Source organism: Bacillus sp. FSL K6-2839 (assembly GCF_038003365.1).
GTDB lineage: Bacteria > Bacillota > Bacilli > Bacillales > Bacillaceae > Bacillus.
In genome coordinates this window covers 289,672-315,392 of the sequence record NZ_JBBOOZ010000002.1, presented here as the reverse complement: position 1 = coordinate 315,392, position 25,721 = coordinate 289,672, and the positions used below count along the sequence as shown (strand labels likewise).

General features: G+C 41.6%; 29 protein-coding genes and 3 pseudogenes. 26 read left to right on the top strand and 6 right to left on the bottom strand.

Annotated features, from left to right (window positions below):
- Window positions 1–21: 21 nt before the first annotated feature.
- The 3 genes from MHH26_RS15715 to MHH26_RS15705 are packed head-to-tail and all read left to right on the top strand — an operon-like array spanning window position 22 to window position 1,657.
- Complete coding sequence (locus MHH26_RS15715) at window positions 22–264, top strand: hypothetical protein (RefSeq protein ID WP_340974003.1); 243 nt, start codon at window positions 22–24, stop codon at window positions 262–264.
- Window positions 265–288: 24 nt separating this feature from the next.
- Window positions 289–939 (top strand): DNA topoisomerase, encoded by a 651-nt coding sequence (locus MHH26_RS15710; RefSeq protein ID WP_340974414.1) that lies wholly within the window; start codon window positions 289–291, stop codon window positions 937–939.
- A 52-nt stretch (window positions 940–991) separates the two neighbouring features.
- Window positions 992–1,657, top strand: a complete 666-nt coding sequence (locus tag MHH26_RS15705; RefSeq protein ID WP_127687226.1) for a restriction endonuclease — start codon at window positions 992–994, stop codon at window positions 1,655–1,657.
- Window positions 1,658–1,746: 89 nt separating this feature from the next.
- On the opposite strand, the pseudogene MHH26_RS15700 reads toward MHH26_RS15705, so the two are convergent.
- Window positions 1,747–1,920 (bottom strand): annotated as a pseudogene (locus MHH26_RS15700) (MFS transporter); the annotation flags it as partial.
- A gap of 67 nt (window positions 1,921–1,987) precedes the next feature.
- Window positions 1,988–2,758: a hydrogen peroxide-dependent heme synthase gene (hemQ, locus tag MHH26_RS15695; protein WP_003215092.1), complete on the bottom strand. Its 771-nt coding sequence runs from the start codon at window positions 2,756–2,758 to the stop codon at window positions 1,988–1,990.
- Between the two features lie 239 nt (window positions 2,759–2,997).
- Here hemQ and pta point away from each other — a divergent pair, with 239 nt between their 5' ends.
- The 11 genes and pseudogenes from pta (at window position 2,998) to MHH26_RS15640 (ending at window position 10,095) form a co-directional block, all read left to right on the top strand.
- Window positions 2,998–3,969 carry a phosphate acetyltransferase gene (pta, locus tag MHH26_RS15690; protein WP_034660357.1) on the top strand — a complete coding sequence of 324 codons (972 nt, stop codon included), beginning with the start codon at window positions 2,998–3,000 and terminating at the stop codon, window positions 3,967–3,969.
- A 180-nt stretch (window positions 3,970–4,149) separates the two neighbouring features.
- Window positions 4,150–4,560: a YwqH-like family protein gene (locus MHH26_RS15685; RefSeq protein ID WP_106030628.1), complete on the top strand. Its 411-nt coding sequence runs from the start codon at window positions 4,150–4,152 to the stop codon at window positions 4,558–4,560.
- Window positions 4,553–4,831, top strand: coding sequence for a YwqI/YxiC family protein (locus MHH26_RS15680; RefSeq protein ID WP_334750549.1), 279 nt, complete (start codon window positions 4,553–4,555; stop codon window positions 4,829–4,831). The genes MHH26_RS15685 and MHH26_RS15680 overlap by 8 nt, the downstream gene beginning before the upstream one ends.
- Window positions 4,832–4,842: 11 nt before the next feature.
- A pseudogene (locus MHH26_RS15675) lies at window positions 4,843–6,366 on the top strand (T7SS effector LXG polymorphic toxin).
- A 16-nt stretch (window positions 6,367–6,382) separates the two neighbouring features.
- On the top strand, window positions 6,383–6,709 hold the full coding sequence (locus MHH26_RS15670; RefSeq protein ID WP_034660349.1) for a hypothetical protein: 327 nt from the start codon (window positions 6,383–6,385) through the stop codon (window positions 6,707–6,709).
- A 184-nt stretch (window positions 6,710–6,893) separates the two neighbouring features.
- Window positions 6,894–7,508, top strand: a pseudogene (locus MHH26_RS15665) (polymorphic toxin type 50 domain-containing protein); the annotation flags it as partial.
- Between the two features lie 21 nt (window positions 7,509–7,529).
- Window positions 7,530–7,862 (top strand): hypothetical protein, encoded by a 333-nt coding sequence (locus MHH26_RS15660; protein WP_340974001.1) that lies wholly within the window; start codon window positions 7,530–7,532, stop codon window positions 7,860–7,862.
- Window positions 7,863–8,089: 227 nt separating this feature from the next.
- The gene (locus MHH26_RS15655) at window positions 8,090–8,362 is read left to right on the top strand and encodes a hypothetical protein (protein WP_106030624.1); all 273 of its coding nucleotides are present in this window, start codon (window positions 8,090–8,092) and stop codon (window positions 8,360–8,362) included.
- Between the two features lie 71 nt (window positions 8,363–8,433).
- The gene (locus MHH26_RS15650) at window positions 8,434–8,826 is read left to right on the top strand and encodes an SMI1/KNR4 family protein (protein WP_340974000.1); all 393 of its coding nucleotides are present in this window, start codon (window positions 8,434–8,436) and stop codon (window positions 8,824–8,826) included.
- Window positions 8,827–8,996: 170 nt separating this feature from the next.
- Window positions 8,997–9,842, top strand: a complete 846-nt coding sequence (locus MHH26_RS15645; RefSeq protein WP_034660343.1) for a lipoate--protein ligase family protein — start codon at window positions 8,997–8,999, stop codon at window positions 9,840–9,842.
- 19 nt (window positions 9,843–9,861) lie between these two features.
- Window positions 9,862–10,095 (top strand): DUF5970 family protein, encoded by a 234-nt coding sequence (locus MHH26_RS15640; protein WP_034660341.1) that lies wholly within the window; start codon window positions 9,862–9,864, stop codon window positions 10,093–10,095.
- Between the two features lie 33 nt (window positions 10,096–10,128).
- Here the strand turns inward: MHH26_RS15640 and MHH26_RS15635 are convergent, their stop codons facing one another.
- Complete coding sequence (locus MHH26_RS15635; RefSeq protein ID WP_340973999.1) at window positions 10,129–10,929, bottom strand: RsfA family transcriptional regulator; 801 nt, start codon at window positions 10,927–10,929, stop codon at window positions 10,129–10,131.
- Window positions 10,930–11,167: 238 nt separating this feature from the next.
- Here MHH26_RS15635 and MHH26_RS15630 point away from each other — a divergent pair, with 238 nt between their 5' ends.
- The 4 genes from MHH26_RS15630 to MHH26_RS15615 all read left to right on the top strand — a co-directional run bounded on the left by MHH26_RS15630 (window position 11,168) and on the right by MHH26_RS15615 (window position 14,428).
- Window positions 11,168–11,389, top strand: a complete 222-nt coding sequence (locus MHH26_RS15630; protein WP_003215259.1) for a DUF1450 domain-containing protein — start codon at window positions 11,168–11,170, stop codon at window positions 11,387–11,389.
- A 170-nt stretch (window positions 11,390–11,559) separates the two neighbouring features.
- Entirely contained in the window at window positions 11,560–12,861 is a 1,302-nt protein-coding gene (locus MHH26_RS15625) for an HD domain-containing protein (RefSeq protein ID WP_007497716.1), read from the top strand.
- Window positions 12,862–12,891: 30 nt separating this feature from the next.
- Window positions 12,892–13,392, top strand: coding sequence for a YwgA family protein (locus MHH26_RS15620; protein ID WP_012011603.1), 501 nt, complete (start codon window positions 12,892–12,894; stop codon window positions 13,390–13,392).
- A gap of 223 nt (window positions 13,393–13,615) precedes the next feature.
- Entirely contained in the window at window positions 13,616–14,428 is an 813-nt protein-coding gene (locus MHH26_RS15615; protein WP_060597512.1) for a zinc-dependent metalloprotease, read from the top strand.
- A gap of 50 nt (window positions 14,429–14,478) precedes the next feature.
- On the opposite strand, the gene MHH26_RS15610 is transcribed toward MHH26_RS15615, so the two are convergent.
- Window positions 14,479–14,664, bottom strand: a complete 186-nt coding sequence (locus tag MHH26_RS15610) for a 2-hydroxymuconate tautomerase (RefSeq protein ID WP_275718504.1) — start codon at window positions 14,662–14,664, stop codon at window positions 14,479–14,481.
- A gap of 114 nt (window positions 14,665–14,778) precedes the next feature.
- Between MHH26_RS15610 and MHH26_RS15605 the strand changes: the two genes are divergently transcribed.
- Entirely contained in the window at window positions 14,779–15,435 is a 657-nt protein-coding gene (locus MHH26_RS15605) for a site-2 protease family protein (protein WP_334750689.1), read from the top strand.
- Window positions 15,436–15,447: 12 nt separating this feature from the next.
- The gene (locus MHH26_RS15600) at window positions 15,448–15,966 is read left to right on the top strand and encodes a YwhD family protein (protein ID WP_034660332.1); all 519 of its coding nucleotides are present in this window, start codon (window positions 15,448–15,450) and stop codon (window positions 15,964–15,966) included.
- 125 nt (window positions 15,967–16,091) lie between these two features.
- On the opposite strand, the gene MHH26_RS15595 is transcribed toward MHH26_RS15600, so the two are convergent.
- Window positions 16,092–18,161 carry a transglycosylase domain-containing protein gene (locus MHH26_RS15595; RefSeq protein WP_340973997.1) on the bottom strand — a complete coding sequence of 690 codons (2,070 nt, stop codon included), beginning with the start codon at window positions 18,159–18,161 and terminating at the stop codon, window positions 16,092–16,094.
- Between the two features lie 224 nt (window positions 18,162–18,385).
- Here MHH26_RS15595 and speE point away from each other — a divergent pair, with 224 nt between their 5' ends.
- The 5 genes from speE to argS all read left to right on the top strand — a co-directional run bounded on the left by speE (window position 18,386) and on the right by argS (window position 22,792).
- On the top strand, window positions 18,386–19,216 hold the full coding sequence (gene speE / locus MHH26_RS15590) for a spermidine synthase (RefSeq protein ID WP_307500418.1): 831 nt from the start codon (window positions 18,386–18,388) through the stop codon (window positions 19,214–19,216).
- Window positions 19,217–19,285: 69 nt separating this feature from the next.
- On the top strand, window positions 19,286–20,158 hold the full coding sequence (gene speB, locus MHH26_RS15585) for an agmatinase (RefSeq protein WP_088003052.1): 873 nt from the start codon (window positions 19,286–19,288) through the stop codon (window positions 20,156–20,158).
- Window positions 20,159–20,227: 69 nt separating this feature from the next.
- Complete coding sequence (locus MHH26_RS15580) at window positions 20,228–20,461, top strand: hypothetical protein (protein ID WP_340973996.1); 234 nt, start codon at window positions 20,228–20,230, stop codon at window positions 20,459–20,461.
- A gap of 238 nt (window positions 20,462–20,699) precedes the next feature.
- Window positions 20,700–21,122 (top strand): DUF1934 domain-containing protein, encoded by a 423-nt coding sequence (locus tag MHH26_RS15575; RefSeq protein WP_340973994.1) that lies wholly within the window; start codon window positions 20,700–20,702, stop codon window positions 21,120–21,122.
- Complete coding sequence (argS, locus tag MHH26_RS15570) at window positions 21,119–22,792, top strand: arginine--tRNA ligase (RefSeq protein WP_066031602.1); 1,674 nt, start codon at window positions 21,119–21,121, stop codon at window positions 22,790–22,792. The genes MHH26_RS15575 and argS overlap by 4 nt, the downstream gene beginning before the upstream one ends.
- Window positions 22,793–23,084: 292 nt before the next feature.
- On the opposite strand, the gene MHH26_RS15565 is transcribed toward argS, so the two are convergent.
- Window positions 23,085–24,056 carry a S66 family peptidase gene (locus MHH26_RS15565; RefSeq protein WP_066031603.1) on the bottom strand — a complete coding sequence of 324 codons (972 nt, stop codon included), beginning with the start codon at window positions 24,054–24,056 and terminating at the stop codon, window positions 23,085–23,087.
- 195 nt (window positions 24,057–24,251) lie between these two features.
- Between MHH26_RS15565 and cls the strand changes: the two genes are divergently transcribed.
- Complete coding sequence (gene cls, locus MHH26_RS15560; RefSeq protein ID WP_107314968.1) at window positions 24,252–25,715, top strand: cardiolipin synthase; 1,464 nt, start codon at window positions 24,252–24,254, stop codon at window positions 25,713–25,715.
- Window positions 25,716–25,721 lie beyond the last annotated feature (6 nt).

Genomic DNA, 25,721 nt, shown 5'->3' with positions numbered 1-25,721 from the left:
AAAAAGGGTGAGGATACGTATATGAAATTATTATTAAGGCGTTTATTGATTGTTTTAAGTTTAATTGTTATTGCTTCTTTAATGCTTACCACAAATGATAATCCAACCACTAATTATACAGCCAAGGGGATAGAAACATTTGGGGTTAATAATGAGGGCTATTTAGAAATGGATGGGAAATTATTGTACATGTTAGTCAATGGAAAAAGGGAGAAGGCTTCGTTTGAAAAATTGATTAATCATGGTGAAAAAATCAAGAATTAGTTTTTGAAGAACAGATTGAAAGTAATGCATTTGAACTGTCATTTTTATTCAATCTTTTCAAGAAAAATACTGCGTATGCAGCTGCACCAAAAATTGAATATAAAGGGGCTATTAGATGATGAAGAGAAGAAAACATTGAAACGTGCTGAAGGAATCGGTACGGTGGCAACGCGCGATTCTATCATTGAGCTACTAATCAAACGTGGTTACATTGAACGTAAAGACAACAAGTTAATTTCAACGCAGCTGGGTAGAACATTAATTCAAATGATGCCGGATGATTATCTTCTTACTAATGTGCATGCAACAGCATATCTAGAGTCATTGCTGTCGGAAGTTGAAGCATGCAAAATGACGAAAGAAGACTTTTACATGGAATTGAGGTCTTTTATCAATAAAACTTGTTCTGACATTAAGAACAACATTAAGACAATAAATGTTGAACGAGAAGTAATAGCAACTTGTAAACAGTGCGGAAAACTTATTCTTGAAAATTCTAAGGCTTATAGTTTTTGTTTAAAAACAACTTGGAGAAATTGGGGGAGAAAAAAGTCACGCCAAAGGAAACGGCCAAATTACTCAATGAAACTAAAGTCAAGCAAGGGTAAAGCTTGGAGCCAATCGATGGTCTATAGCTTTGAAAATAAAAGAGTGGAATTTGCTGAGCAAAGATAGCCTCCTATTTAGGAGGTTTTTTCTTTCTTTACAATAGGAGGAGTCAATTTTGGTGAGGACAAATATCTTATTGAAACTACCTAACACCTGGAATGTCTTGTTTATTGTATTTGCCGTAATCGTAATGATAGGTGTTTGTTATCTTGTTGCAAGCTTTCTTTCAAAAAACAAAAACAAGAGCAAATTCGTAAAGTCTAGCATTAAGGATATTGACTATATGGATGGTTTTCAGTTTGAGCAATACCTCGCATATATGTTTAGGGCCAATGATTATAAGGTTCAGGTGACACCTGAAAGGAAGGATTTTGGGGCTGATCTCATCATAAAAAAATCAGGCACAAAGATCGTAGTGCAAGCAAAGCGTCAAAAAGCTAAGGTCGGTATAAAAGCGATTCAAGAAATAGTGGCCGCCAAAAATCACTATAAGGCTGAAGAGTCCTGGGTGATCACGAACAACTTTTATACAAAAGATGCGCGAGAACTGGCTGAAAGCAATGATGTTAAGCTTTTGGATAGATACAAACTCATTGAACTAATGACAGCACTCAATTTATCAGTAAGCATGACAGCTGGTGAATTCAAACAGAAAGTAAAGGCAAAGCCGATCAAGTGTGTTTGTGGAGCTCAAATGGTCCGTAAAAAAAATAGACATTCTGGCCGTTCGTTTTATGGTTGCACAACGTATCCCAAATGCTCACATACAAAGCCAATCCTGTGAATTTTCTTTCTGACTTCATGAGTATCAATGTCTGTTGCTATTCAAATGAAAACCCCATCTCTACGAGAAGGGGGGGATTAACCCATGTGGCCGCCAACTGCGACACCAAGTGCGTATCCGGTAATCAGCTGACCTGAAGCAGAAATAGATACATGGAGATCATTTGCGACGTTTGGCAAAAGCCCCATAATGACAAATTCAGTCATGCCAATCGAAAACGCACCGAGCGTTAAAGCAAAAATAGCGATGGGGAAGTTTTTCATGATGTGATCACCTTTCTAAACAAATACATAAAAAAGCTTCGGAAAGTTCCGAAGCCTTAAGTGTTTATCATACATGGAAATAAGACGCCAGCTGCTCGTTTGCTAATCGGTTTCCGACAAAGAAGGAACCAAATTCGCCGTAGCGTGCACTGACTTCATCAAAGCGCATTTCATAAACCAATTTTTTAAATTGAAGCACATCGTCAGAGAAAAGAGTGACGCCCCACTCATAATCATCAAAACCGACGGAGCCTGTAATGATCTGCTTTACTTTCCCGGCATAGCTGCGGCCAATTAAGCCGTGGCTTCTCATGAGTGATTTACGCTCATCCATAGAGAGCATGTACCAGTTGTCATTGCCGGAACGTCTCTTATCCATTGGATAGAAGCACACGTATTGAGAAGAAGGGAGCTCTGGGTATAGACGTGCACGTACATGCGGGTTCTCGTAAGGATCTCCGCCATCTCCGCCTCCTGCTAAGTAGTTGCTGAGTTCGACAACTGAAACGTACGAATAAGCTGGGATCGTAAACTCTGCTAGTCGTGTCTTGTTGAATTCAAGTTCAATTTCACCCAGTTCTTCCATGGTTGGACGCAAAATCATGAGCATAATATCTGCTTTTTGGCCGACAATACTATAGATTGTTTGGCTTCCAGCCTTATCGTGCTCAGCTGTTTTCCATTTTTCTAATAGACCTGTGAACTCATGAAGAATCGCTTGTCGCTCATCACTTGTCAGCAGCTTCCAAGCTGTCCAGTCAAAGGTTCTAAAATCATGCAGTGCATACCAGCCGTCTAGTGTTTGAGCTGCTTCATTGGTTGTATGTTGTTCGCTCATTTATTTCACTCCTATTTACAGTTTTCATCTGTTCCAACTATAACATAGTTTGTCCAAATGAAGATGTGATCAAAACTTGAACGACGAAAACAGCTTTTATGGAAATTGATTAAATTAGTTTGAAAAATAAGAATTTAATTTGTAAGCGCTATAATGTAAGTTGGTAGTTTGAATTTATGTAGAAGAAGAGTATGCTTAAAAGAGAACGCTTTTTTTGTAAAATCAAGGAGGGTATATAAGTGGCAGATATTTTTTCAACAGTTCAGGAAAAGGTTGCAGGTAAAGGAGTAAAGATCGTTTTTCCTGAGGGAATGGACGAACGCATTCTAACAGCCGTTCAAAAACTAGCAGATGGCAAAGTATTGCAGCCAATTGTTGTAGGTAAAAAACAAGAAGTTGAAGCAAAAGCAAAAGAATTAGGTCTTACACTTGATGGTGTCGACGTGTATGATCCTCATACATATGAAGGTTTTGAAGAGCTTGTACAAGCTTTCGTAGAAAGACGTAAAGGCAAAGCAACAGAAGAGCAAGCAAGAAAAGCATTACTAGATGAAAACTACTTCGGTACAATGCTTGTATATAAAGGTCTTGCAGACGGACTTGTAAGCGGTGCAGCACACTCAACTGCTGACACAGTGCGCCCAGCACTTCAAATCATTAAAACAAAAGAAGGCGTAAAGAAAACATCTGGCGTCTTCATCATGGCTCGCGGCGAAGAGCAATATGTGTTTGCTGATTGTGCGATCAACATTGCTCCAGACAGCCAAGATCTAGCTGAAATTGCGATCGAAAGTGCAAACACAGCCAAAATGTTTGACATCGAACCACGTGTGGCAATGCTTAGCTTCTCTACAAAAGGCTCAGCAAAATCAGACGAAACAGAAAAAGTATCTGAAGCAGTTCGTATTGCAAAAGAAAAGGCACCTGAGCTTGTACTTGATGGAGAATTCCAATTCGATGCAGCTTTCGTTCCTTCAGTAGCAGCGAAAAAAGCGCCAGATTCCGTCATCAAAGGCGATGCGAGCGTATTTGTTTTCCCTAGCCTAGAAGCTGGAAACATCGGCTACAAAATTGCACAGCGCTTAGGTAACTTTGAAGCTGTAGGTCCAATCCTGCAAGGCTTAAACCAGCCAGTAAACGATCTTTCAAGAGGCTGTAATGCCGAAGACGTTTACAACCTTGCGCTCATCACAGCAGCTCAAGCACGATAATAGTAACGATCAAAAAAGCTAGTTTCGTTTTCACACGAAGCTAGCTTTTTTTGCGCGTGTGAAATAGGTATAAAAACCCTACGATTCGTTTTTTGTTGAATTCGTTTTCAATCATATGCCTCTTGTGCTAGGAAACGGTAACATAACGGAGGACTATTTGAGGAATAGAGGTGTTTGACGATGTCTGGAGCTATCATCGGTTATACAACAGCCTTGTATTCGTTAAAGGCAGACATATCCATAAAAAAAGAACAAATCATAGAACTCAACATGTGTCGAAAAGAAATAAAAGAAGCAAAATCGGCTCTGGCAGATGCTAACAAGAAAATCACTCATCCTGATCTGACATCACATACATGGTTTGGCCGTCTTGCAGATACGTTTGATGACATTCGAGACGAGATGGCATCCGCCAGTCAAGAGATAAAAGGTGTACAGCTGACCAATTTAGTGAATCGAATTGATGAGAAAATCAGTGACCTAAAATCGGAGATCCATTCGTTAGAACATGAGATTCATTCTGTTGAAAGAAAAATAGAGAAAGAAAAGCAGAAACAATTGGAAGAAAAAAGAGGGAAGTCACATGAGTAGAGAAATCAAAATAGATGCCAGTGAAATCAATCGAGTTTTACAACATGCCAAACAATCAGGCGCTCAAATGAATGCAAAACTTCCAACAACCATCAAAGGGAGAAATCAGCTCCTAGCAGCAGACACATTAGAAAAAATCAACCAACAGTTGAACGAATTAAGTACATCCAACATAGGCATTCTTCAGAAACAGCTTGTACAAACAGAACAAGCGGTGAACACCATGATTGAAACGGACAAGGCGCTTGCCTCCAGCAGTAAAAGAAAATAAAGGAGAACGCAATGAAAACCCTTGACGCCTTTGCGCTAATAAACGGAGTTGACCAAACGCTGAATATATTAAAGCAGCAATCACAACAAATCAGCTCTTTAGAAAAACAAATTCATCATATCATTTCACTCGATGGTGCACTAAAGGGAGAGGCGGGACAAGCCATCCGCTCCTTTTATACAGAATGTCATATTCCCTTCCTGTAATTCTTTCAGGTCGTCATTGAGGAATACAGCACTGCGCTGAAAAGCACAAAACAGGCGCTTCATGCACTTGAATCAAATCAGCACGGCTTGATCTCACAATCATTTATTGAACACGAACTAGATCAAGGACTAAAAAAAGCGGAGCGCACGATATCTGAGATTGTAACGGATGTAAACCATGCCATCGGTAGCATTGGTCATATTGTTCATTTGCCAAATGTAGACGAATCAGCTTTTCAGCAAAACTATCAAAAAGCATGGCTCGAGACCTCAAGAACCATTGGCCTGCTTCATGCATTTGACAGAGAGCAGACAAGCGCTTTACAAGAAACAAAAAGCTCCCTTCAAACAATAAAACAATACATAAACACCTTGAGCACCATGTTCACCGGCCCAAAAATCGATATCACCACCTATCAAAAGGGGTCTATTTTCAAAGATAGAAAAGAAGAAAAAGTAAGCAGCACCATCAGTGGATTGAATGACAAAATAGATAACCCGAAAGACAATCCGATGACGCTCATGCTGAAGAAACTGAGTGAGAAAGAACGGGCGAATGTGGAGACGGTTGTCCACGAAAAGCCGTCTAGTAAAATCAATCAAACGACCGTGACCTTAAATGGAAAAGTATATCATATAAATGAGTACAAAAAGATCAACTTCGAAAATGCCAAAACGGTTGAGGTCATGCGAGACGGAATGCTGTATCGGTTACGAATATCTGAAAAGAACAAAGTAACAATTGAGAGCGTTAAACCGATGTCAGATGTAAAAACAGGCGATCAACCCCAAAACATCTTAAATACAGCGGTTGAATTTACAGGAATAAACGACGCCATTCGAGCGATTACAGGAAGAGATCCTGTAACAGGTGATAAAGTCGCTGATATGGATCGTTTAGTATCCGGGGTGTACATGGTTCCAAGTGCCAACATTGTTAAAGTGGGGAAATATGTTTTTAAAATTATTAAAGGGGAGAAGGTAGCTAAGAGGGTTGAGAAGAGTGCTGGAAGTGCGAGGAATGGGGCTAAAGATTTTGAAAAGTCGTTAGTGAAATTGCCTCCAGCAGAGCGCGTTGCAGCTGTAAAAATAAAAGTACAAGAAGTTGCTAAAAGTAATGGCTTAATAAAAGATTCAAAATTAAGTAAGATTAATAGTAGGGATGTATATAAAGACCCTAAAACTGGAGATTTATATTCAGTAGATACGCAGCATGGTCGTTTTGAAAAAACAAATAACAAGGGGAAGCATCAAGGAGAAGTTGATTTTGATTTCAAACAAACTAAACCTGCTGATGCATCTGGTGGTCACAATTTAAAAATTAAGTAGAGAGGATGTAATAGAAATGATTGGGAATGATTGGATATCTGTTCGTGAAATTGAAGACGATACTCGAATTTGGGCTGGAACTATAATCAGAGTTTTTAAGGAAGAAATAAATAAGGACAACATAGAAGATAATTTCTATGATTACATCGTTTCTTTTATTTATGATAACAATGAATATTTACAATTAACCTGCCTAACTCAAGGGGAGGGTGGAAATATTGTTTGTATATTGCAAACAGAACCAAATTCTAATTATTCATTAGGTAAGGAATTGAAAAGAATGATGGATGATGGTTCAAACTCTGTTTTTGTGAAATTTTCACCTGAATGTATCGTTAAATAAACCTCTAATATGAGTTGGACAGACCAGATTCTTTTCAAAATAAATGAGAATAAGTGATAGAAAAGGTGAGTTTACAGAGATGTCGCTCATCTTTTTTCTATCTAAGTTAGTTTTATGATGGCACAATACAAATCGATAAAGTGATTGGATATTTTGAAGGAACTGATACAGAAAAAATCAAATCCGCAGCTGCGGAAACGCCAAACGCATATTAGACGGAGAAGTCGTCTCAACCACCGAAAACATCATCCTAGAATACAGCGGCATCTACGATGGCTATCGAGCCGTCACAGGCAAAGACCCCGAAACCAGCCAAAACATCAGCAGCACAGACCAAGCTCTGTCCGCAGCTTCTATTATCCCAATCACGAAAATAGTGAAGGTTGGGAAATATGTTTTTAAGATAGATCAAGGGAAGAATGCGGTGAAAAGGGTTAAAACACCTACTTACGGTAAACAATCCGTACCAAAAGGACCGTATCGTGAAGTAAATGGTTTCCCTGCAAAAGTAAAATCAGGAGCTCAAGAAAAACATATTCCAGAAACACCAAATTACAAGCAAGAAGTAGCTAATGGAAAAAAGAAAAGCATTTTTTATGGAGATAATAAAAAGGCACAAGAATTACTTGATAAATATGCTGGATCAGGCAAAGAATTGGGTAAAAATAAAGAAAGGATAGACTTTGGCCAAGCGATAGGAAAATACTATGATATAAACACTGGAAAGTATGAAGAGACTACTAAGGGAATGATTCATTATGGAAAAGATGGAGCTCACATAGTACCAGCGAGACCATAAAATGATGAGGTGAGGTAAAAAATGAGTTATGATCCTTTGATTGGAACATTAATAAAGCATGAAACAAAAGATATGATATTAGAATGGAATAGTGGATTGAAAATATTGGGAAAATTAGATACAGTTTTTGAAACAAACAATATGTTAGATGAAGATGATATTCATTTTACAGAATATATTGCTGCCGCTTTCCAAGTAAATGATATACTATCTCATCCCGATGAAAACAGTGGAAGTGTATACGATTGGTTAATTCAAAGGAAAAGCTCTTTAGTTGAGATATCTCTTTATGATGATCCACCAAATAAGATTTTGGTAGATGGTCAAATAGTATGGAAATTGACAGATGAATAACAATTGACATCTTAGAATTTTAAATTCAAGCCCTCGTGTAAGAGGGCTTTTTTATATTTATGAGTTAGTGAAATACTCCAAGTTGACCATAGGCAAAACTGATTTCTGAAGGTTCATAACTGGGTCAGTTTAAGCTGAAATATGGTAACGTATATGTATCATCAACTTCCCATCAATATGAATCACAGTAAAGTACCATTGACTGATCTGAAAAGTAGGAGAGTTCAATGAACAAAAAAGAAGAGCTAATAAATCAAATTCAAACCCTAATAAACTTTTTAGAAAAAGAATATTCACAAGAGATAAATCAAGGTATTCTCCAATTAATATACAAAAGAAATAAAGATGCACAAATTTTTATTCAAAACAATGGAGATCTCCAAAAGATCTTAATCATTGGAGGGGTAAGAGCCTATTTGGATAGTTACAATGACTATTTAAATCCCTTTCTAGATGAATTGCATAAAGCGGAAATTTTACTAAAAGAAATGCTGTATTAGTTTGGACCGCTGTCTATAGTTCCAGATTATCGAATGTATAAAAGAATCATGAATATAGGAGGCTCTCAAACATGATCAATTTCCCTCAAAACTCAAACAGTTACATGAATGAACCAGCAAGTGACAAACACATCAAAGAGGCAGAATCCCAACTAAACATGGTGCTGCCTCATGATTATAAGGCCTTGCTAAAACAATCAAATGGATGTTCCATAGGCAGCAACCTGCTACTATACGGCACTGAGGACATCGCGGAACGCAATGCAACGTGGGAAGTCCAGCAATATGCAAGCGACTATGTGGCGATTGGCGACGATGGCGGCGGGCAAGTATTTCTCATGCGGCTGGCTGAAGAGGAGAAAAAGGTATGGATTGTGGATGCTGGTGTAATGGACCCTCAGCATGCTGAGTTGATGACTGGAAACTTGCTGAAATGGGTGAGTGAGGGATGTATCATTGAATGATCACACTGCTTGAATGCATGAATCACTGAAAAGTAAAACCAAATCATCCAACTGAAACGCTCTGTGACGCCAAATGTCATGGAGCTTTTTTGATGATCTCTCTCTCATTCTCCCTCCATTCATCCCATGTTATAATAAACACAGTTTATGAACGAGAGGATATGCAGGACATGAAAAATGAACCTATTGAGTTACTGACACAGCCGAAATGGCGAATCATAGATCAATCGAGCCTCGGTCTTTATGTGGACCCGAAGCAATCCTTTGCGATGGATGATACGCTTTGTGCGTCGGTTGGGAAGGGTCTCTCACCAGCGACAGCGCGTTCTTGGGTACATCACAATACGATTGTGCTTGGGATTCAGGATACAAGACTTCCATTTCTGCAAGATGGCGTGAAACTGCTTGAGGAAGAGGGCTATCGCGTCATTGTACGCAATTCAGGCGGCCTTGCTGTGGTGCTGGATGAAGGTGTCTTGAATGTGTCATTAATCTTTGCAGAACAAAAGAAGGGCATTGATATTGACCGCGGGTATGATGCGATGGTGGAATTGGTCCGCCGGATGCTGTCTAAGTATGAGGTGGACATTGAAGCTTATGAGATTGTCGGCTCTTATTGTCCGGGCAGTTATGATCTAAGCATCAATGGAAAGAAATTTGCAGGCATTTCTCAGCGTAGATTACGCGGTGGAGTCGCTGTGCAAATTTATTTGTGTGCAGATGGAAGCGGGCGGGAACGTGCCGACTTGATCCGCCGTTTTTATGACGCCGCCTTAAAGGACAAACGAGAAGAAGTGAAGGCTGTATTTCCTGATATACAGCCAGATACGATGGCGTCTTTATCAGAATTAACTGGAGAACCAATTGATTGCGCGCTTCTTATGCGTCTTTTGCTAGAAGAGCTTCAAAAGCTCAGTGATCAGCTGACAGCGTCAGGACTGAACGCAGAAGAACAACTGGAATTTGAGAAGAACATGACGCGGATGATTGAGCGGAATGAAAAGGTGTTTTCGTAAAAAGAAAGGAAGGGTTCTGGTGAAATCCAAAAACGGCGGTTACCTCTATTTACTATGGCTTCCTGTCATCATGGGAGCCGGCTACGGCATTTCGCTTTTGGTGCCGTTTCTTCAGCCTGTACTGACACTTGGCATCGCAGGTCTTTATCTTTTTATATTTGGTGATTTTCAGGTGAGACAAGTCAGGTATATTTTTATGTTCGTCTTTTTAATTAATGTCCTTTTTAGTGTGATGCTATTTTTGGGTATTTAAAAAGTGCTTCCCGCAGATGGGGAGCACTTTTGGTTATTCTGCCATTTTTTCGAGGTTGCCGTTCCGGTCCATTTTAAAGGTTGGAGCGGCAGTGTCGTCCTCTTCAAACAAAACTAGTTTTCTTGCACGGTTCATGATTTTGACGAGTGTTTCATAATCTTCTTGAATGGTGAGCTGATCCTTTTCAAGCTTTTTCACTTCCGCTTCTAGCTGCGTGACTTTATGTGAAAGTTCGTTATTTTCTCGTTTTAACCGGCTGTTTTCCATGCGTAAGGCAGATGATTGCTGTCCATCGCCTTCATAGCGGCGCAAGAAATCAATGACATCTTCGATGGTTAAATCCTGTTGCTGCCTAAAAGGGTTGGCTTCTGGCTTTTTCTCTACGACATGAGAAGCCTGTGACAATAAATGTGATAAACTAGCTAACTCTTCATTGTAGCTTTGATCCACAAACTGGAGCTGCTCGGCTGTTTCAGATGCTGGTGCAAACGTTTCTTCCTGCGCTGTTTCCAGCTCTTGTGAGAATTCCTCGTGCGTGACCGTTTCTTCTACTTGCGGCTGATAGAGTAATCGTTTCTTTGCAGGCTGGCCATTGCCGAGTGCGCGCATCCGTTGTTTTCGCTGCTTTTTGGCAAGGGCTAACGCTTTTTCATATTGATGCCTCACAACAGCATTCCATCTAAAACCGCATGCCGCTGAGGTACGGTTCAGCTTGTCTCCTACTTCTTCAAATGCATTCAGCTGTGTGCTGCCCTCTCTGACGTGACGTAAGACGGTTTCTGCCAAAAGAAGATCATCTTCCTCTGACCAAGCATCTTGTCTTTGTTTTGACATGTTTAAACCCCCATATGATTTGATGGTATTAGATTAGCCAAGTTCAAGAAAGTTTATACAAGTTTGCTAAAAGGATAGTGGAAAATACTAGCTTTTATGTAAGCGCGTATCGGCGGTTACAATGCGTCTTGCAAGTCCAGCCGCTTCGATGTACAATGTTGGGTGGTATATTATGACTCTTGGTTGTCCAACTGTTTCATATAGAATGAAGTTCATCATTGAAAGGAAGCGTAAGACCATGGCTAATGAGTTTCGCGTATGTGACGATTGTGATGCGACGAACCTAAAGACGTTGCTGCCTCGACTCAAATCGGTTGACCCTGATGCAAAAATTGAGATTGGCTGTCAATCCTATTGTGGTCCAGGACGAAAAAAGGCTTTTGCGTTTGTGAACAATCGCCCATTATCCGCACCAACAGAAGATGAGTTACTCGAAAAGGTTCAAAAAAAAGTCAAATAAATGTCACTGAATGTGTTCAGTCGACCTAAAAAGAGGTCCGTCCCTGTCAGGTCGGGCTTTTTACGTCCGTGCAATCTTTGAGAACACATTCACCAGCAAATTCAAGGATGTTTTCGGGGAAAGTTACCCGATATAATAGAAACACGTCTTAAAAAAAGAGGGACGAAACGATGGCGTATCCAAAAGGGAAATTATCTGAGGAAAAGGTATTTAAAGATCCTGTGCACCGTTATGTTCACGTACGGGACGCATTAATATGGGATTTAATAGGAACAAGAGAATTTCAGCGCCTGCGACGAATTAAACAGCTAGGAACCACTTACTTGACGTTTCATGGTGCAGAACACAGCCGTTTCAATCATTCACTCGGTGTATACGAGATTGTGAGACGGATTGTGGATGATGTATTCAAAGGTCGGCCGGAATGGGATGAGGGAGAACGCGAGCTTGTACTGAGTGCAGCCTTGCTTCATGACCTCGGACATGGTCCATTTTCTCATTCCTTTGAAAAGGTCTTCCACTTAGACCATGAATCGTTTACAAGAGATATTATTTTAGGGCAAACCGAAGTCAATGAAGTGCTTCGCCGGGTGAGTGATGATTTCCCGAAGCATGTGGCAGAAGTGATTGCCAAAACGTATCAAAACAAACAGGTGGTCAGTTTGATCTCAAGTCAAATTGATGCCGACCGTATGGACTATTTGCAGCGCGATGCCTACTATACAGGCGTCAGCTACGGCCATTTTGATATGGAACGTATTTTGCGCGTGATGCGTCCGAGAGAAGATCAGATTGTGATGAAGCAGAGCGGGATGCATGCGGTCGAGGATTATATTATGAGCCGCTATCAAATGTACTGGCAAGTTTATTTTCACCCAGTGACACGCAGTGCGGAAGTCATTTTAACGAAAATTCTCCATCGTGCAAAAGAGCTGCATGAAACGGGCTATATTTTCACACATGCCCCTGTTCATTTTTATTCGATCTTTGAGGGGAATGTCACCACAGAGGACTATATTAAGCTGGATGAATCCATTGTCTTATTTTATTTTCAGGCGTGGGAAGACGAAGAAGATCACGTGCTGGCTGATTTGTGCCGCCGTTTTATGAACCGCCGATTGTTCCAATATACAGAGTTTAATCCGAATGAAGAAATGACGAAATATTTCAAGCTGACCGCCTTGTTCAAGGAGGCAGGCATTGATCCTGACTATTATTTAGTCGTCGACTCTTCCTCTGACTTGCCCTACGACTTCTACAGACCAGGGGAGGAAGAAGAGAGACTGCCGATCCACCTTTTGACGCAAAGTGGTCATATTAAAGAGCTGTCGAGACAGTCAGATATTGTTGATGCCATTTCCGGTAAACGAAGAACCGATCATAAACTTTATTTCCCGATGGACTTAATTGTAGATATGTCGGAAAAAGCTGAAGAAAAGAAGGCGATCATGAAGCTGCTTGGATTGGGATAAGGAAGTACTGAAAAAGGAGATGTCGGGAATTTGTTGAAAGAGCATGCAAAGTTGATGAAGGTATTCTCTGAATCAGGGGAAATCGTTGGACGGAAGAAGCTGCAAAAGATGATTTACATAGCAAAAAAGCTAGATTTGCCTTTTTATGAGAAATACGATTTTCATTTTTATGGCCCCTATTCAGAGGAGTTGACGCTCAGAATTGAAGAGCTGTGCAACCTTGGATTCTTGGATGAAATGAAGGAAAAAAAGGGCGGATACTATCAATATCGCTATTCGCTGACGGACAACGGGAAAGAGTTTCTCGATCAGTGTGAAGTGGACATGCCTGACCTCAAAGTGCTGACGCAGCAGATGAACGAGCAGTCGTCTCGTTTCCTAGAGCTCGTCTCCACAATTTTATACTTTGATGACCTGCCAGAAGATGAGGTAAAGGAAAAGGTCTTCACCATTAAAAGCAAGCAGCGCTATACGGACGAAGAATTTGAGGATGCGCTTGCTTATATTGATCAATTGAAGGAATTGAACTAGTTTCGCAAAAGCCCAGCATTTAGGGCTTTTTTTGTTTTGTAAGACCCAGACCAAAAGCGCTATTTTTCGATGAAATGTGTGCTGAAATATCCGAAAAATTAGTGAATATGACGTATTTCGACTTTTTTCTGTGTATCCAATTCCCTGTTTTTGACTGAATAGAAGGAAAATGGTGAATTTTCAGTGAATATATAACCTTGTGAAAATCAAAGGAGGGATAGGAATGAAAAAGCGTTCAGTCTTTTTGTCATTTTTATTGGTAGGTAGTTTGTTACCGGGAGTAAGTTCAGCTTCAGCACCAGTCGCGAGTGCTGGTCATGGGCATGATCATGGTCATGCGCCGTTCGAAACACATATTAGTGAGGGGTTGCCAAAGGCAAACGATTTTAAAGATTTGACGAAAGCACCTCCAATTGAACGAGATGTGAAAACAAAGGTATTAGATGAGTCTGGTAAGCAGGTAGGCTCTAGAACCTTTAAGGCGAATACAGGAGATTCTATTTCAACAAAGGCAAGTACAGGCAGTCAGAAAGTAACGGTCTATGCTGTAGCAGATGCGCAGTATCGTGCGAAATATAGTGACTGGCAGACGCGGATTGTCAGCATCATTGAGCAAGCGGACGTCACCTTTAACCGTGACCATGATGTAGACTTTGTCGTACAAGCAGTAGGATCTTGGACATCTTCTGGATCAAATGCAGAGCAAATCTTGTCAAACCTTCAGCGAAGCTTTGATGGCAGAGGATACGATTTTGTCACAGGATTTACAGCAAATCCAAACTTTGATGCGGGCGGAATCGCATATGTATACAATAGTGCACCGAGCGGAAGTGCATTTGCCGTCAACCTTGATCAAGGAACAGCGAATACAGCAAAAGCGGCTACGCATGAATACGGCCATAACTTTGGCTTACCGCATGACCCTCAAGGCAGCGGCATTGTCTGCTTAATGAATTATGATTATTCCTACACAGTCGATTTCTTTGATGCGGCTCATAAAAATCAAGTGAACCGTAACAAAGCGTGGTACAGATAAAATAAGAGACAAAAGGACAAACACCCTATGTGCTTGTCCTTTTTTTATGCTTACAGGTCGCTGATTCGTTTTCCTGCTACGGCATAGTGTTCTTTTTTCATTTCTTCAATAATGACAGAGACTTTTTCTGCACCTGCGCCTGTTGCTTCAACAACAGCATCAGTGACTTTCTCCACAAGAGCTCTTTTCTGCTCGTCTGTTCTTCCTTCTAGCATTTGAACGGTGACAATCGGCAATGCGAAAACCTCCTTTTTCCTTTTCGTGCTACGCTTCCCTTTAGTTTAAGGGACTTCTTATAGTATACTGAATGGAGTAAATCATTGTATAGAAAGAAAGAGGGATTCATGCCTTTGGACCAATTTCTTGTGTATCCATTAGAACTTATTCCATATGTCGCTATTACGCTTGTTGTTGCATTTACGATGCACGAGCTGGCGCATGCATATGTTGCGTATCGCTTCGGAGACCCGACAGCTAAGAACCAAGGGAGACTCACGTTAAATCCACTGAAGCATCTCGATATATTCGGGACGATTTTAATCTTTGTCGCCGGGTTTGGCTGGGCGAGACCTGTACCGGTGAATCGTTATCATTTTAAAAAACCGCGCTTAGCAGGAATCTGCGTCTCTATTGCTGGCCCTTTAAGTAACTTGGTGTTGGCGTTTCTAGGCTTTTTCGTGTACGTGCTTCTTCAGAAATTTGGCGGGGAGTCGCTCATGCGCTTTGAGCCGGGAGTCGATAATTTCTTCTTAATCTTTATTAACTTGAACGTCATTTTGTTCCTATTTAACTTATTGCCAATTCCGCCGCTGGATGGGTATCGTATTATTGAGGACGTCGTCAGCCCTGGTATCCGGGCGAAAATGACGCAATTTGAACAATATGGGATCATCATTTTTCTCATATTCGTGATCACGCCGCTAGGACAGTTTGTTTTTGGTCCATTGATCGGAATGCGGGATCAAATCATATACTGGTTTAATCTTATTTTGAAACCGCTGCTTTAGGAGGTCTAATGAATGGAAGGTAAAAAAAAGAAACCAATTGGTTTTAACATCATTAAAAAAACAGATGCAACCGACGGACACGGGGGCTTTGGAGCGGGTGCGCTCAGCCTTGATAACATTTCGCCAGTGATCATTGACGTAGAGGAAAAGGAAGCTGTCATTGATATTGGTGCGATGCATGCAAGAAGTGCCGTGGAAAAAGGAATTAAATTCTTGAAAAGCAAAGAAGAGGTGCCGAACGGAAAGCCGTATTGGCTCGTATGGGTGACCATTGATCGCAGAGAAGATGGCCCTTATTATGCGGGTGTGACGGCTTGTGAAATGACCGTCGACCGTTCAATCCGCCGCGGGTATAAGTCGCTTCCAGAGCATGTGAATTTAATGGATAAATCGATGAAGCGAAAAATCGTCGTCAGTCATATGGATGACGTATCGAAAAAGGTGCTGGCTGATTTCTTGAAGAGTCATAATAAAGCACTATGGGAAGCATCCACAGATGAATTAAAAGAAGGATTGTCTGTCTCTGAATAATTGTGAAATTTTTGTGAAGAATGGCGGATCGCTACCAATTCCAGCTGTTTTTTGAGTAAACTGGTGTTAAAGCTAGGACATGGAGAATCCCGAGATGCAGATCTCGGGGTTTTTCATGTCCTTTTTTAACGTTTCAGCCACTTTTCCCACCATTTCTTTGGTTTTTGATCTTGAACCGGATCTTGTTCAGAGGCTTTGTCCTCAGCACCGTAGCAGACACCTGTCGGCTCCGTTCCTTCTATAAAATAGGTGAATACCTTTGATTCACATCCTGGGCCTGCGAGATCGCCGGTTTTTGGATTGATATACACACCTTTTACACCGTCTGGCGGCATGAAGGAGGAGGCTGGCTGCTTCGAGAGGGCTGATTCCATAAAGGATGCCCATATCTTTTTTGCATAGGCTGTTTCTTCGACCGAGTCAATGGTGCGCCCTTTATCATAGCCCGTCCACACACCTGTGACGAGCTGGGGAGAGAAGCCGATCATCCAGCTGTCGGCTCCTGTCGTTCCCGATTTTCCTCCGTATGTTCGTGTGAGATCCTTCATAATGGTGCGGCCAGTGACACTCGTATAGCCGTTTAACTGATCATTGAACATTCCTGACATCATATCGGTGGTAATAAATGCTGCTTTTTCATCTAGGACTTGCTCTCGTTTTTGTTTTTCTTCATAAAGCACGTTGCCTTTTGCGTCCGTTACTTTCGTAATAAAGGTTGGTTTGACGCGTTTTCCGCCGTTGACCAGCATGGCGTAAGCATTGGTCATTTCAATTGGTTTGACAGGGGACGTGCCAAGGGCAAGTGATGGCACTTGATCTAGTTTTTCGTTGATTCCAAATGTTTTGCCAGCACGTACAAGCTGCTCCATTCCTAAAAATAGATGGGTTTTCACGGCATAAATATTATCAGACAGCGCCAAGGCTTGAAGCATGGTAATGCCGTCATTGGCGTAATAGCCATGATAATTGCTTGGTGAATAAGCAGCACCGCTTCCTTGATCATCGAGCTCAAAAACCGTTTCTTCACTGCGCATGACGGTTGCTGGTGTAAACCCATTCTGCAAGGCAATGTAATAGAGGAGAGGTTTCATTGTTGAACCGGGCTGTCTTTTCGCCTGTGTCACCCGATTGAATGGACTTTTCTCATAATCTCTTCCCCCGATGAGGGCGAGTACATGACCTGTTTGGGGATGGATAGCGGTAAAGCCGATTTGGATGTCTGATTTCGAATATATTGTGTTTTTTAACGTCTTCTCTGCGATTTTCTGTAACTCTGGATTTAAAGTCGTTTGGATATGAAGTCCATAGGTTTCAATCTGTTCCTCAGTTAACCCCAAGCTTTGTTTCAACTCACGAATCACATCATCATAAAAATACGGGGCTTGCTTTGCTTGCAGCTGCTTCTGCTGCAAAGGGCGATAGGACAGTTTTTCTTTCGAAGCTTCAGCGGCTGCTTTTTTCGTAATCATGCCGTCCTCTTGCATTTGCCTCAGAATCATATTCTTTCTTGCGCCGGCTTTCTCTTCATTCACATAAGGGGAATAGAGAGAAGGGCCCTTTGGGATACCGGCAAGTAAGGCAGATTCGGCGAGGGTCAAATTCTTCGCTTTTTTCCCGAAATACAGACGGGACGCCGCTTCCACGCCGTACGCTCCGTGACCATAATAAATGGTGTTCAAGTATCCTTCTAAAATCTCATCTTTTGTATAGTTTTGCTCTAAGCGGATCGTGTAAAAGGCTTCATTCCACTTCCGCTTCCACGTTTTATCATGATCTAAATACAGGTTTCGTGCATATTGCTGGGTGATCGTGCTGGCTCCTTGTACCTTATCCATGGCACGAATATCAGCCACTGCAGCACCTGCCATCCGTTTCACATCAAAGCCATGATGCTCATAAAAAGTTTTATCCTCAACAGCTACAGCTGCCTGCCTGATATGAGAGGACATGTCCTTTAATGGCACCCAATATCTCTTTTCTCCAAAGCTGGATTCTCCAAGCTTTGAACCATCGGCTGCATAAATGGTCGTGGATTGGGGAACTTGAACAGAAGGGGCACCTTGCCATTTGGCAAGTAAAAGAATCGTCAAAAAGACAGTGCCTGCAAATAGAAAAGCGAGCAAGCCAATAAAAAAACAGGCTCGAATCGTTTTCACGGTCATGCGGATTTTTTTATTACTCATGATTGTGTCCATGCAAAGCCCCCATTTTGACGGTTTTTTATCAGTATGGAACAAAGAAAACCGTTTTAAACAAATGATTGCAAGAGCGTCCATTAAAATTGAAGAGAACTCATGCGGTTCTTTACAATTTGATATGAATCCACTATACTTTTTTCTTGGACAATCGATATAGTCATAGCCGATAAAGGCGCTAACAATAGATGTTTTTTTATTATTGGATGAGAGGAAGATGGACAATGAGCGAACTTTGGTATACAGAGAAGCAAACGAAGAATTTTGGTATTACATTGAAGGTGAACAAAACCCTTCACACAGAACAAACAGATTTTCAGCATTTAGAAATGGTGGAAACAGAAGAGTTTGGCAATATGCTGTTTTTAGACGGTATGGTGATGACATCTGAGAAAGATGAGTTTGTATACCACGAAATGGTGGCACATGTTCCTCTCTTCACTCATCCAAACCCGGAAAATGTTCTTGTCGTAGGCGGAGGAGACGGCGGTGTCATTCGTGAGATCCTCAAACACCCAAGTGTGAAGAAAGCGACACTTGTTGATATTGATGGAAAAGTCATCGAATACTCGAAGAAATTCCTTCCTTCTATTGCTGGGAAACTAGACGATTCTCGTGTAGATGTCAAAGTCGGAGACGGCTTTATGCACATTGCCGAAGCTGACAACGAATATGATGTCATCATGGTGGACTCAACTGAACCAGTTGGTCCAGCTGTGAATCTGTTCTCTAAAGGATTTTACGCAGGAATCTCAAAAGCACTTAAAGAAGACGGTATTTTCGTGGCACAAACGGACAACCCTTGGTTCACACCTGAGCTGATTACAAATGTACAGCGTGATGTGAAAGAAATTTTCCCAATCACGAAGCTTTACACAGCGAATATTCCAACGTATCCAAGTGGTCTTTGGACATTTACCATCGGTTCTAAAAAATATGATCCACTTGCTGTAGAAGACAGCCGTTTCTTTGATATTGAAACGAAATATTACACAAAAGAATTGCACAAAGCGGCATTCGTTCTGCCGAAATTTGTGAGCGACTTAATCAAATAAATCAAGCGGAATGGACATGCGCAAATGACGGTTTGCGCATTTTTTGAAGCGTAAAAGGAGGAATCTTGTTTGAGATTCGACGAGGCTTATTCAGGAAAAGTGTTTATTGGAAGTCATCCGACATGGGAAGATGCAAAAGTCATTTTATACGGTATGCCGATGGACTGGACCGTCAGTTACCGACCAGGCTCACGTTTTGGCCCAAACCGTATTCGTGAAGTTTCGATTGGTTTAGAGGAATACAGCCCTTATTTAGATCGTGAGCTGCACGAGGTGCCATTCTTTGATGCCGGTGACATTCCACTTCCTTTTGGAAATGCACAGAAAAGCTTAGATTTAATTGAAGAGTATGTCGACAGCATTTTAGAAAAAGGGAAGTTTCCATTAGGAATGGGCGGCGAGCATCTTGTATCTTGGCCGGTTTTCCGTGCGATGCATAAGAAATACCCTGATTTGGCGATCATCCATATGGACGCACATACGGATCTTCGTGAGGAATACGAGGGTGAGCCGCTGTCTCATTCAACACCGATTCGTAAAGTAGCAGGACTCATTGGACCTGAAAATGTGTTCTCTTTCGGGATTCGTTCTGGAATGAAAGAAGAATTCGAATGGGCAAAAGAAGCGGGCATGCACATTTCTAAATTTGAAGTGCTGGAGCCATTGAAGCAAGTATTGCCAAAGCTGAAGGGGCGTCCAGTTTATGTGACGATCGACATTGATGTATTAGACCCGGCTCATGCACCTGGTACAGGCACGGTGGATGCTGGCGGTATTACATCAAAAGAGCTGCTTGCATCTATTCATGCGATTGCAGGATCTGATGTCCAAGTAGTCGGTGCAGACCTTGTTGAGGTAGCACCTGTATATGATCATTCTGACCAAACAGCGAATACAGCGAGCAAGCTTTTACGTGAAATGCTGCTTGGATTTGTGAAATAACACCTTGATAGAGGAGCTTGTCATCTCATGTGGACAAGCTCTTTTTTTACATGGAAAAGGAGGCAGTTCATGTTTTCTTCTATATTGATGGTGCTTCTCGCTTTATGTGTGTTAGCGGCAGGCATTCTCACGCTGAAACGAGAGCTCAAAGCTGAGCCGCCCGTTTTTGCTTCGAAAAAGGAAGCAAAGGAAGAGGTGATGGGGCTGTTTCAGGATCGAGGCTTTTTCTATCTGACGGCCATTGCGTTATTCATGCAGGTGGTATGTAAGCAGACGCAAATCGTGCCATTTGATTTTTTTTAGGTATTTTTGGCAAGTTCAGGCGTACAAGCTCTTTTTTATTTAATCAACAGAAAAGACTTGGGCGTAAAGGCTGGATTGGTGGTATTAGTGAGTGTCCTGTTTCTTTTTTTCTAAAGGGATGGCGGAAGATCAAAAACGAGGTTTAATCGCCGTGAAGAAGAGAAATGATGGTATGATAGGCGATCATGAATATGGTATACTATTTTAGTTAAACGGGTCTTAGCAAAGGAAGTGCAAAATGACACAAAACCAAATTTCAATTCATGTCAAGTCAGTGATGAAACCAGAGACGGAGCCGGCTGAAACGATCGAATTCTGCACGACTGGAACGTATCAAGAGAAGAATGACAAAACGTATCTCACTTACCATGAAGAACATGAAATGGGTCAAGTAAAAACCGTTGTGAAAATGAGTGAAAAAGAAATTTTTGTCATGAGATCAGGTGCCATTCAAATGAAGCAGCGCTTTCTCATCGGAGAAACGACCGTCACACATTACACGATGCCCTTCGGTACACTACAGCTTGATGTACACACACATGGCATTGATTTCGATGTGGACAAGGGACTGCTGCACATTACGTACGATATGCTGACAGGGGAAGATCAAAAGCATTTACATACATTATCGATTTCGTATAAGGAGGATTTACGTTCATGAATATCGCAGAACAGGTCAAAGATGCGTTAAAAGAAGAAATCATTGCGGCAGTCATCAAAGCAGGACTTGCTGATGAAAGCCAGGTACCAGATGTCCTTTTAGAAGTGCCGAAAGACAAAACTCACGGTGATTACTCCACCAACATGGCGATGCAGCTTGCCCGCATTGCGAAAAAAGCACCTCGCCAAATCGCAGAGGACATTGTCAAAGCGTTTGATAAAGGGAAAGCTTCTATTGAAAAACTGGATATCGCAGGTCCAGGATTCATTAACTTTTATATGAACAATCAGTATTTAACAAAGCTCATCCCAGCTGTCCTTGAAGCAAAAGAGGCATATGGCGAAACGAATACAGGCGGCGGTCAAAAGGTGCAAGTCGAATTCGTCTCAGCCAACCCAACAGGTGACCTTCACCTTGGACATGCCCGCGGAGCAGCTGTAGGTGATTCCCTTTGCAACATCCTTGATAAAGCAGGGTTCGATGTGAGCCGTGAATACTATATCAACGATGCAGGGAATCAAATCAATAATCTCGCTTTATCTGTAGAAGTACGTTACTTTGAGGCACTCGGTCTTGAAAAAGAGATGCCTGAAGACGGCTACAGAGGAGAAGACATCAAAGGCATCGGGCAAAAGCTTGCGTATGAATTTGGTGACCGTTTCGTGCATGAGCCAGAAGAAGAGCGGATGAAGTTCTTCCGTGAATACGGATTAAAATACGAATTAGAGAAATTGCGTGTAGACCTTGAGAATTTCCGTGTTCCATTTGATGTATGGTATTCAGAAACCTCTTTATATGAAAACGGAAAAATCGAACCAGCGCTGGAAACACTTCGTGAAAAAGGCTATGTCTTTGAAGAAGACGGTGCAACGTGGCTACGTTCAACTGATTTTGGTGATGACAAGGACCGTGTGCTGATTAAAAAAGACGGCAGCTTCACTTACCTGCTTCCAGACATCGCATACCATAAAGACAAACTAGACAGAGGCTTTGACCAGCTCATTAACATTTGGGGAGCGGACCATCACGGCTATATCCCCCGAATGAAAGCGGCGATTCAAGCACTTGGATATCCAGCTGGCAAGCTCGAAGTAGAAATCATTCAACTCGTTCACCTTTACAAAAACGGTGAAAAGATGAAAATGAGTAAGCGTACAGGAAAAGCCGTCACGATGCGTGATCTGATTGAAGAAGTAGGCTTAGATGCTACTCGTTATTTCTTTGCAATGAGAAGTGCGGCGACACATATGGACTTTGACCTAGATTTAGCGATTTCTACGTCTAACGAAAACCCTGTGTACTACGCACAATATGCCCATGCGAGAATTTGCAGTATGCTGCGTCAAGGTGAAGAAAAAGGCTACGAGCCAAACCTTGAAAAAGCAGATTTCTCTCACATTCAATCGGAAAAAGAATACGATCTTCTCAAAATCATTGGCAGCTTCCCAGAAGTTGTAGCAGAAGCAGCTGAAAAGCGCATTCCGCACCGCGTGACGAACTATATTTATGACCTTGCATCAGCCCTTCACAGCTTCTACAATGCCGAGAAGGTTATTGATGTAGAAAACGAAACAAAAACAACAGCACGTCTTTCACTCATGAAAGCAACACAAATCACGCTTGCTAATGCATTAAAACTAATTGGTGTATCGGCTCCGGAAAAGATGTAATACAAAAAAGCCCCGCTCTACTATAGGAGTGGGGCTTTTTGATGTTCAACACCCGCTATCTTCTAAGGACAGCAGGTGTTGAACATTACCCAAGCGTATTAATAATGTTAGAAATAGAATCGAATAATTGACTAAGTACATCAGAGAACAAGTTGCCCCCTTCTCTCTTTTCTTTTTACATCTACTTAACGAAGGGGGAAAAGGGTTGGATCACTTTTTTCTAAAAAAATTTTATAAAAGATCGTGGCATAGAAAAAAGCACCGTTTATTTGGGTGCTTTTTTGGCTCTGTTTTATGATAGAATGCGCAGCTGCACGGCTCCATCTTTACACGCTAGCTTCACGTTTCCGCCAATCGGTAAGGTGAAGGCCGGCTGCGTATGTCCGATATCGACATCGTAGATCACTGGGATGTGTTTGAGCATTGGATGTTTATCTAAAATGAACCTCAAATGTTCCTCTGTCATCTCGGATTTCTTTTGGAAGCGTCCGATGATCAACCCTTTGATTGATTCTGCATGCTGCATGAGGGAGGTGAGGTCTCTGGCGAACATTTCAGGGAAGACCAACTCATCATCCTCTACAAATAAGATGGCATCCTTGATTTGAGGCATAAACGATGTCCCTTGCAGTAAGTTCAGTGTACAAAGGTTCCCCCCATACAAGGTGCCTTCAGCTGTTCCTTCCTGATATATTCCCCATTTCGTCGGATGAAACTGTCTGTTCGCTTGATCAAGATACCACGCATCATCACTCCACTTTGTCGAAGGGGTCACATCAAAAGACTCACTGCCATTCATCAAGCAGGCTTGAAACATAGCGGTCTGCTCCACTTGTCCCTGTTCCATTTGAAAGCTGGAGAAATGGGGTCCAGAGTAAGTCACCATCTCACATTTGGCAGTAATAGCGCTTGCGAGTGCGGTAATATCACTGTATCCGCAAAGAACTTTAGGGTGCTGACGGATCAAGTCGTAATCAATGTAAGGCAAAAGTTCATTGCAATTGAAGCCTCCAATAGCTGTCAAAATACCGTCGACTTCATCATCTGTGAACGCCTTATGCAAATCAGACAAGCGGTGTTCAATAGATGATGAGGAATGAAGATCACATTCAAACGCGTGCTGTCCAAAAGAGACAGTGAAACCTAACATCTCTAAACGCTTTTTTGCTTGAGCGATTCCTTCTTCTGATAAAATGCTGGCACTTCGGCTTGGGGCAATGACACGAATATGGCTGCCCTTTTTTAAAGGAGAGGGTGTATACATAAACAAATCTTCCTTTCCATCACATATTTATCCATTATATCGGATCAAATGGTCCAAGTCTGTAAAAGCTAGAAGAAAGGCATAGGTCGTGCGTTTCATACAAGCTGTGCAAAGGGTATGGAAGAGAAAAGACAGAAACGAATGAGGGCGGAGAATGTGAAAAAAAGAAGGCTGGAATTTTTATTTTTATATTTTATGATATTCGGGGCATATGTGGTGTATTGGTGGCAGGTTCCAACGTGGAGTGTTCAGCTGTACGCGGCAGTTTATATCGCCATTATTTTATTTAGTATCATCTCACTCATGCTAGAGAACCGTACATCACAGCACACGTTGTTATGGATGTATGTGCTGATCTTTTTCCCGATCATTGGCTATATGTTTTATTTGTTCTCAGGACAGCTCTATGTGAAAGGTCATTTATTCAAATCAAAGAGAATGTACAACCGTGAAAAACTACGTAGAATATCTGAGCTTGAGAGCAAGCCGGATGAATCGCGTCTAACCGAAAATCAGCGGACTTTTTTTCATTACACAGAAAAGGCAACAGGCATGCATGTGAACACAAATAGTGATATGGACATTTTAAAGAATGGGAAGGAGACGTTTCCCCGTATTTTTGAAGAATTAAAAAAGGCAAAATCGTTCATCCATATAGAATACTACATGTTCAAATCAGATTTCCTCGGGCACCGGATGATGGAGATTCTGATAGAAAAAGTGAAAGAAGGGGTGGAGGTTCGCTTCATCTATGATGCGGCTGGCAGCATTCGCTTCTCTCGAAAAGATATTAAACGCTTGAAGCAGGCGGGAGTCAAGGTCGCTCCTTTTCTGCCTTTAAAATATGGTTTTTTTAATCAAAAATTCAATTTCCGAAATCACCGCAAAATCGTGATAATTGATGGGAAGACAGGGTTTGTCGGCGGGTTAAATGTCGGAAAAGAATATGTCGGACGTGATGAAAATATCGGTTTTTGGCGTGATACGCATACCATGTTAAAGGGTGAGGCTGTTCAGACCCTTCACTCTGTTTTTATGCTCGACTGGGAGTATGTATCAGATGAAGTATTAATTGAGGATCCGAAGTATCATACGCCGCATCCTGTGACGGGAGAGGATGTGATTCAGGTTGTACCGACTGGACCCGATATGAAAGAAAGTATGAGTGATTTATATGATGCACTCATCTCAAATGCGAAACAATTTGTCTGGATTGCGACACCTTATTTTGTCCCAAATGAATCCCTTCGTACAGCATTAAAAATTGCTGCGACAAGAGGGGTGGACGTCCGGGTGATGGTACCGGAGATCAATGACGGCTTTCTCACACAATACGCCACACGATCCTATTTTTCTGAGCTCCTAAAAGAGGGCATCAAGGTGTATCACTATCAAAAGGGCTTCATGCATCAAAAAGTGATGATCGCAGATGGAGAACTTGCCTCTGTCGGTACCGCAAATGTGGATATGCGAAGCTTTCAGCTCAATTTTGAGGTCAATGTCTTTACAGCCGCGAAAAAGCCCATTGAGCAACTGATGGCTCATTATGAAGAAGATATGAAAGAATGTGAGCAAATGGGGCCTGTCCATTTTTATAAAAGAAGCTTAAAAGAGCGCTTAAAGGAATCCTTTGCCCGGTTGTTTTCTGGCGTGTTATGAGGATTT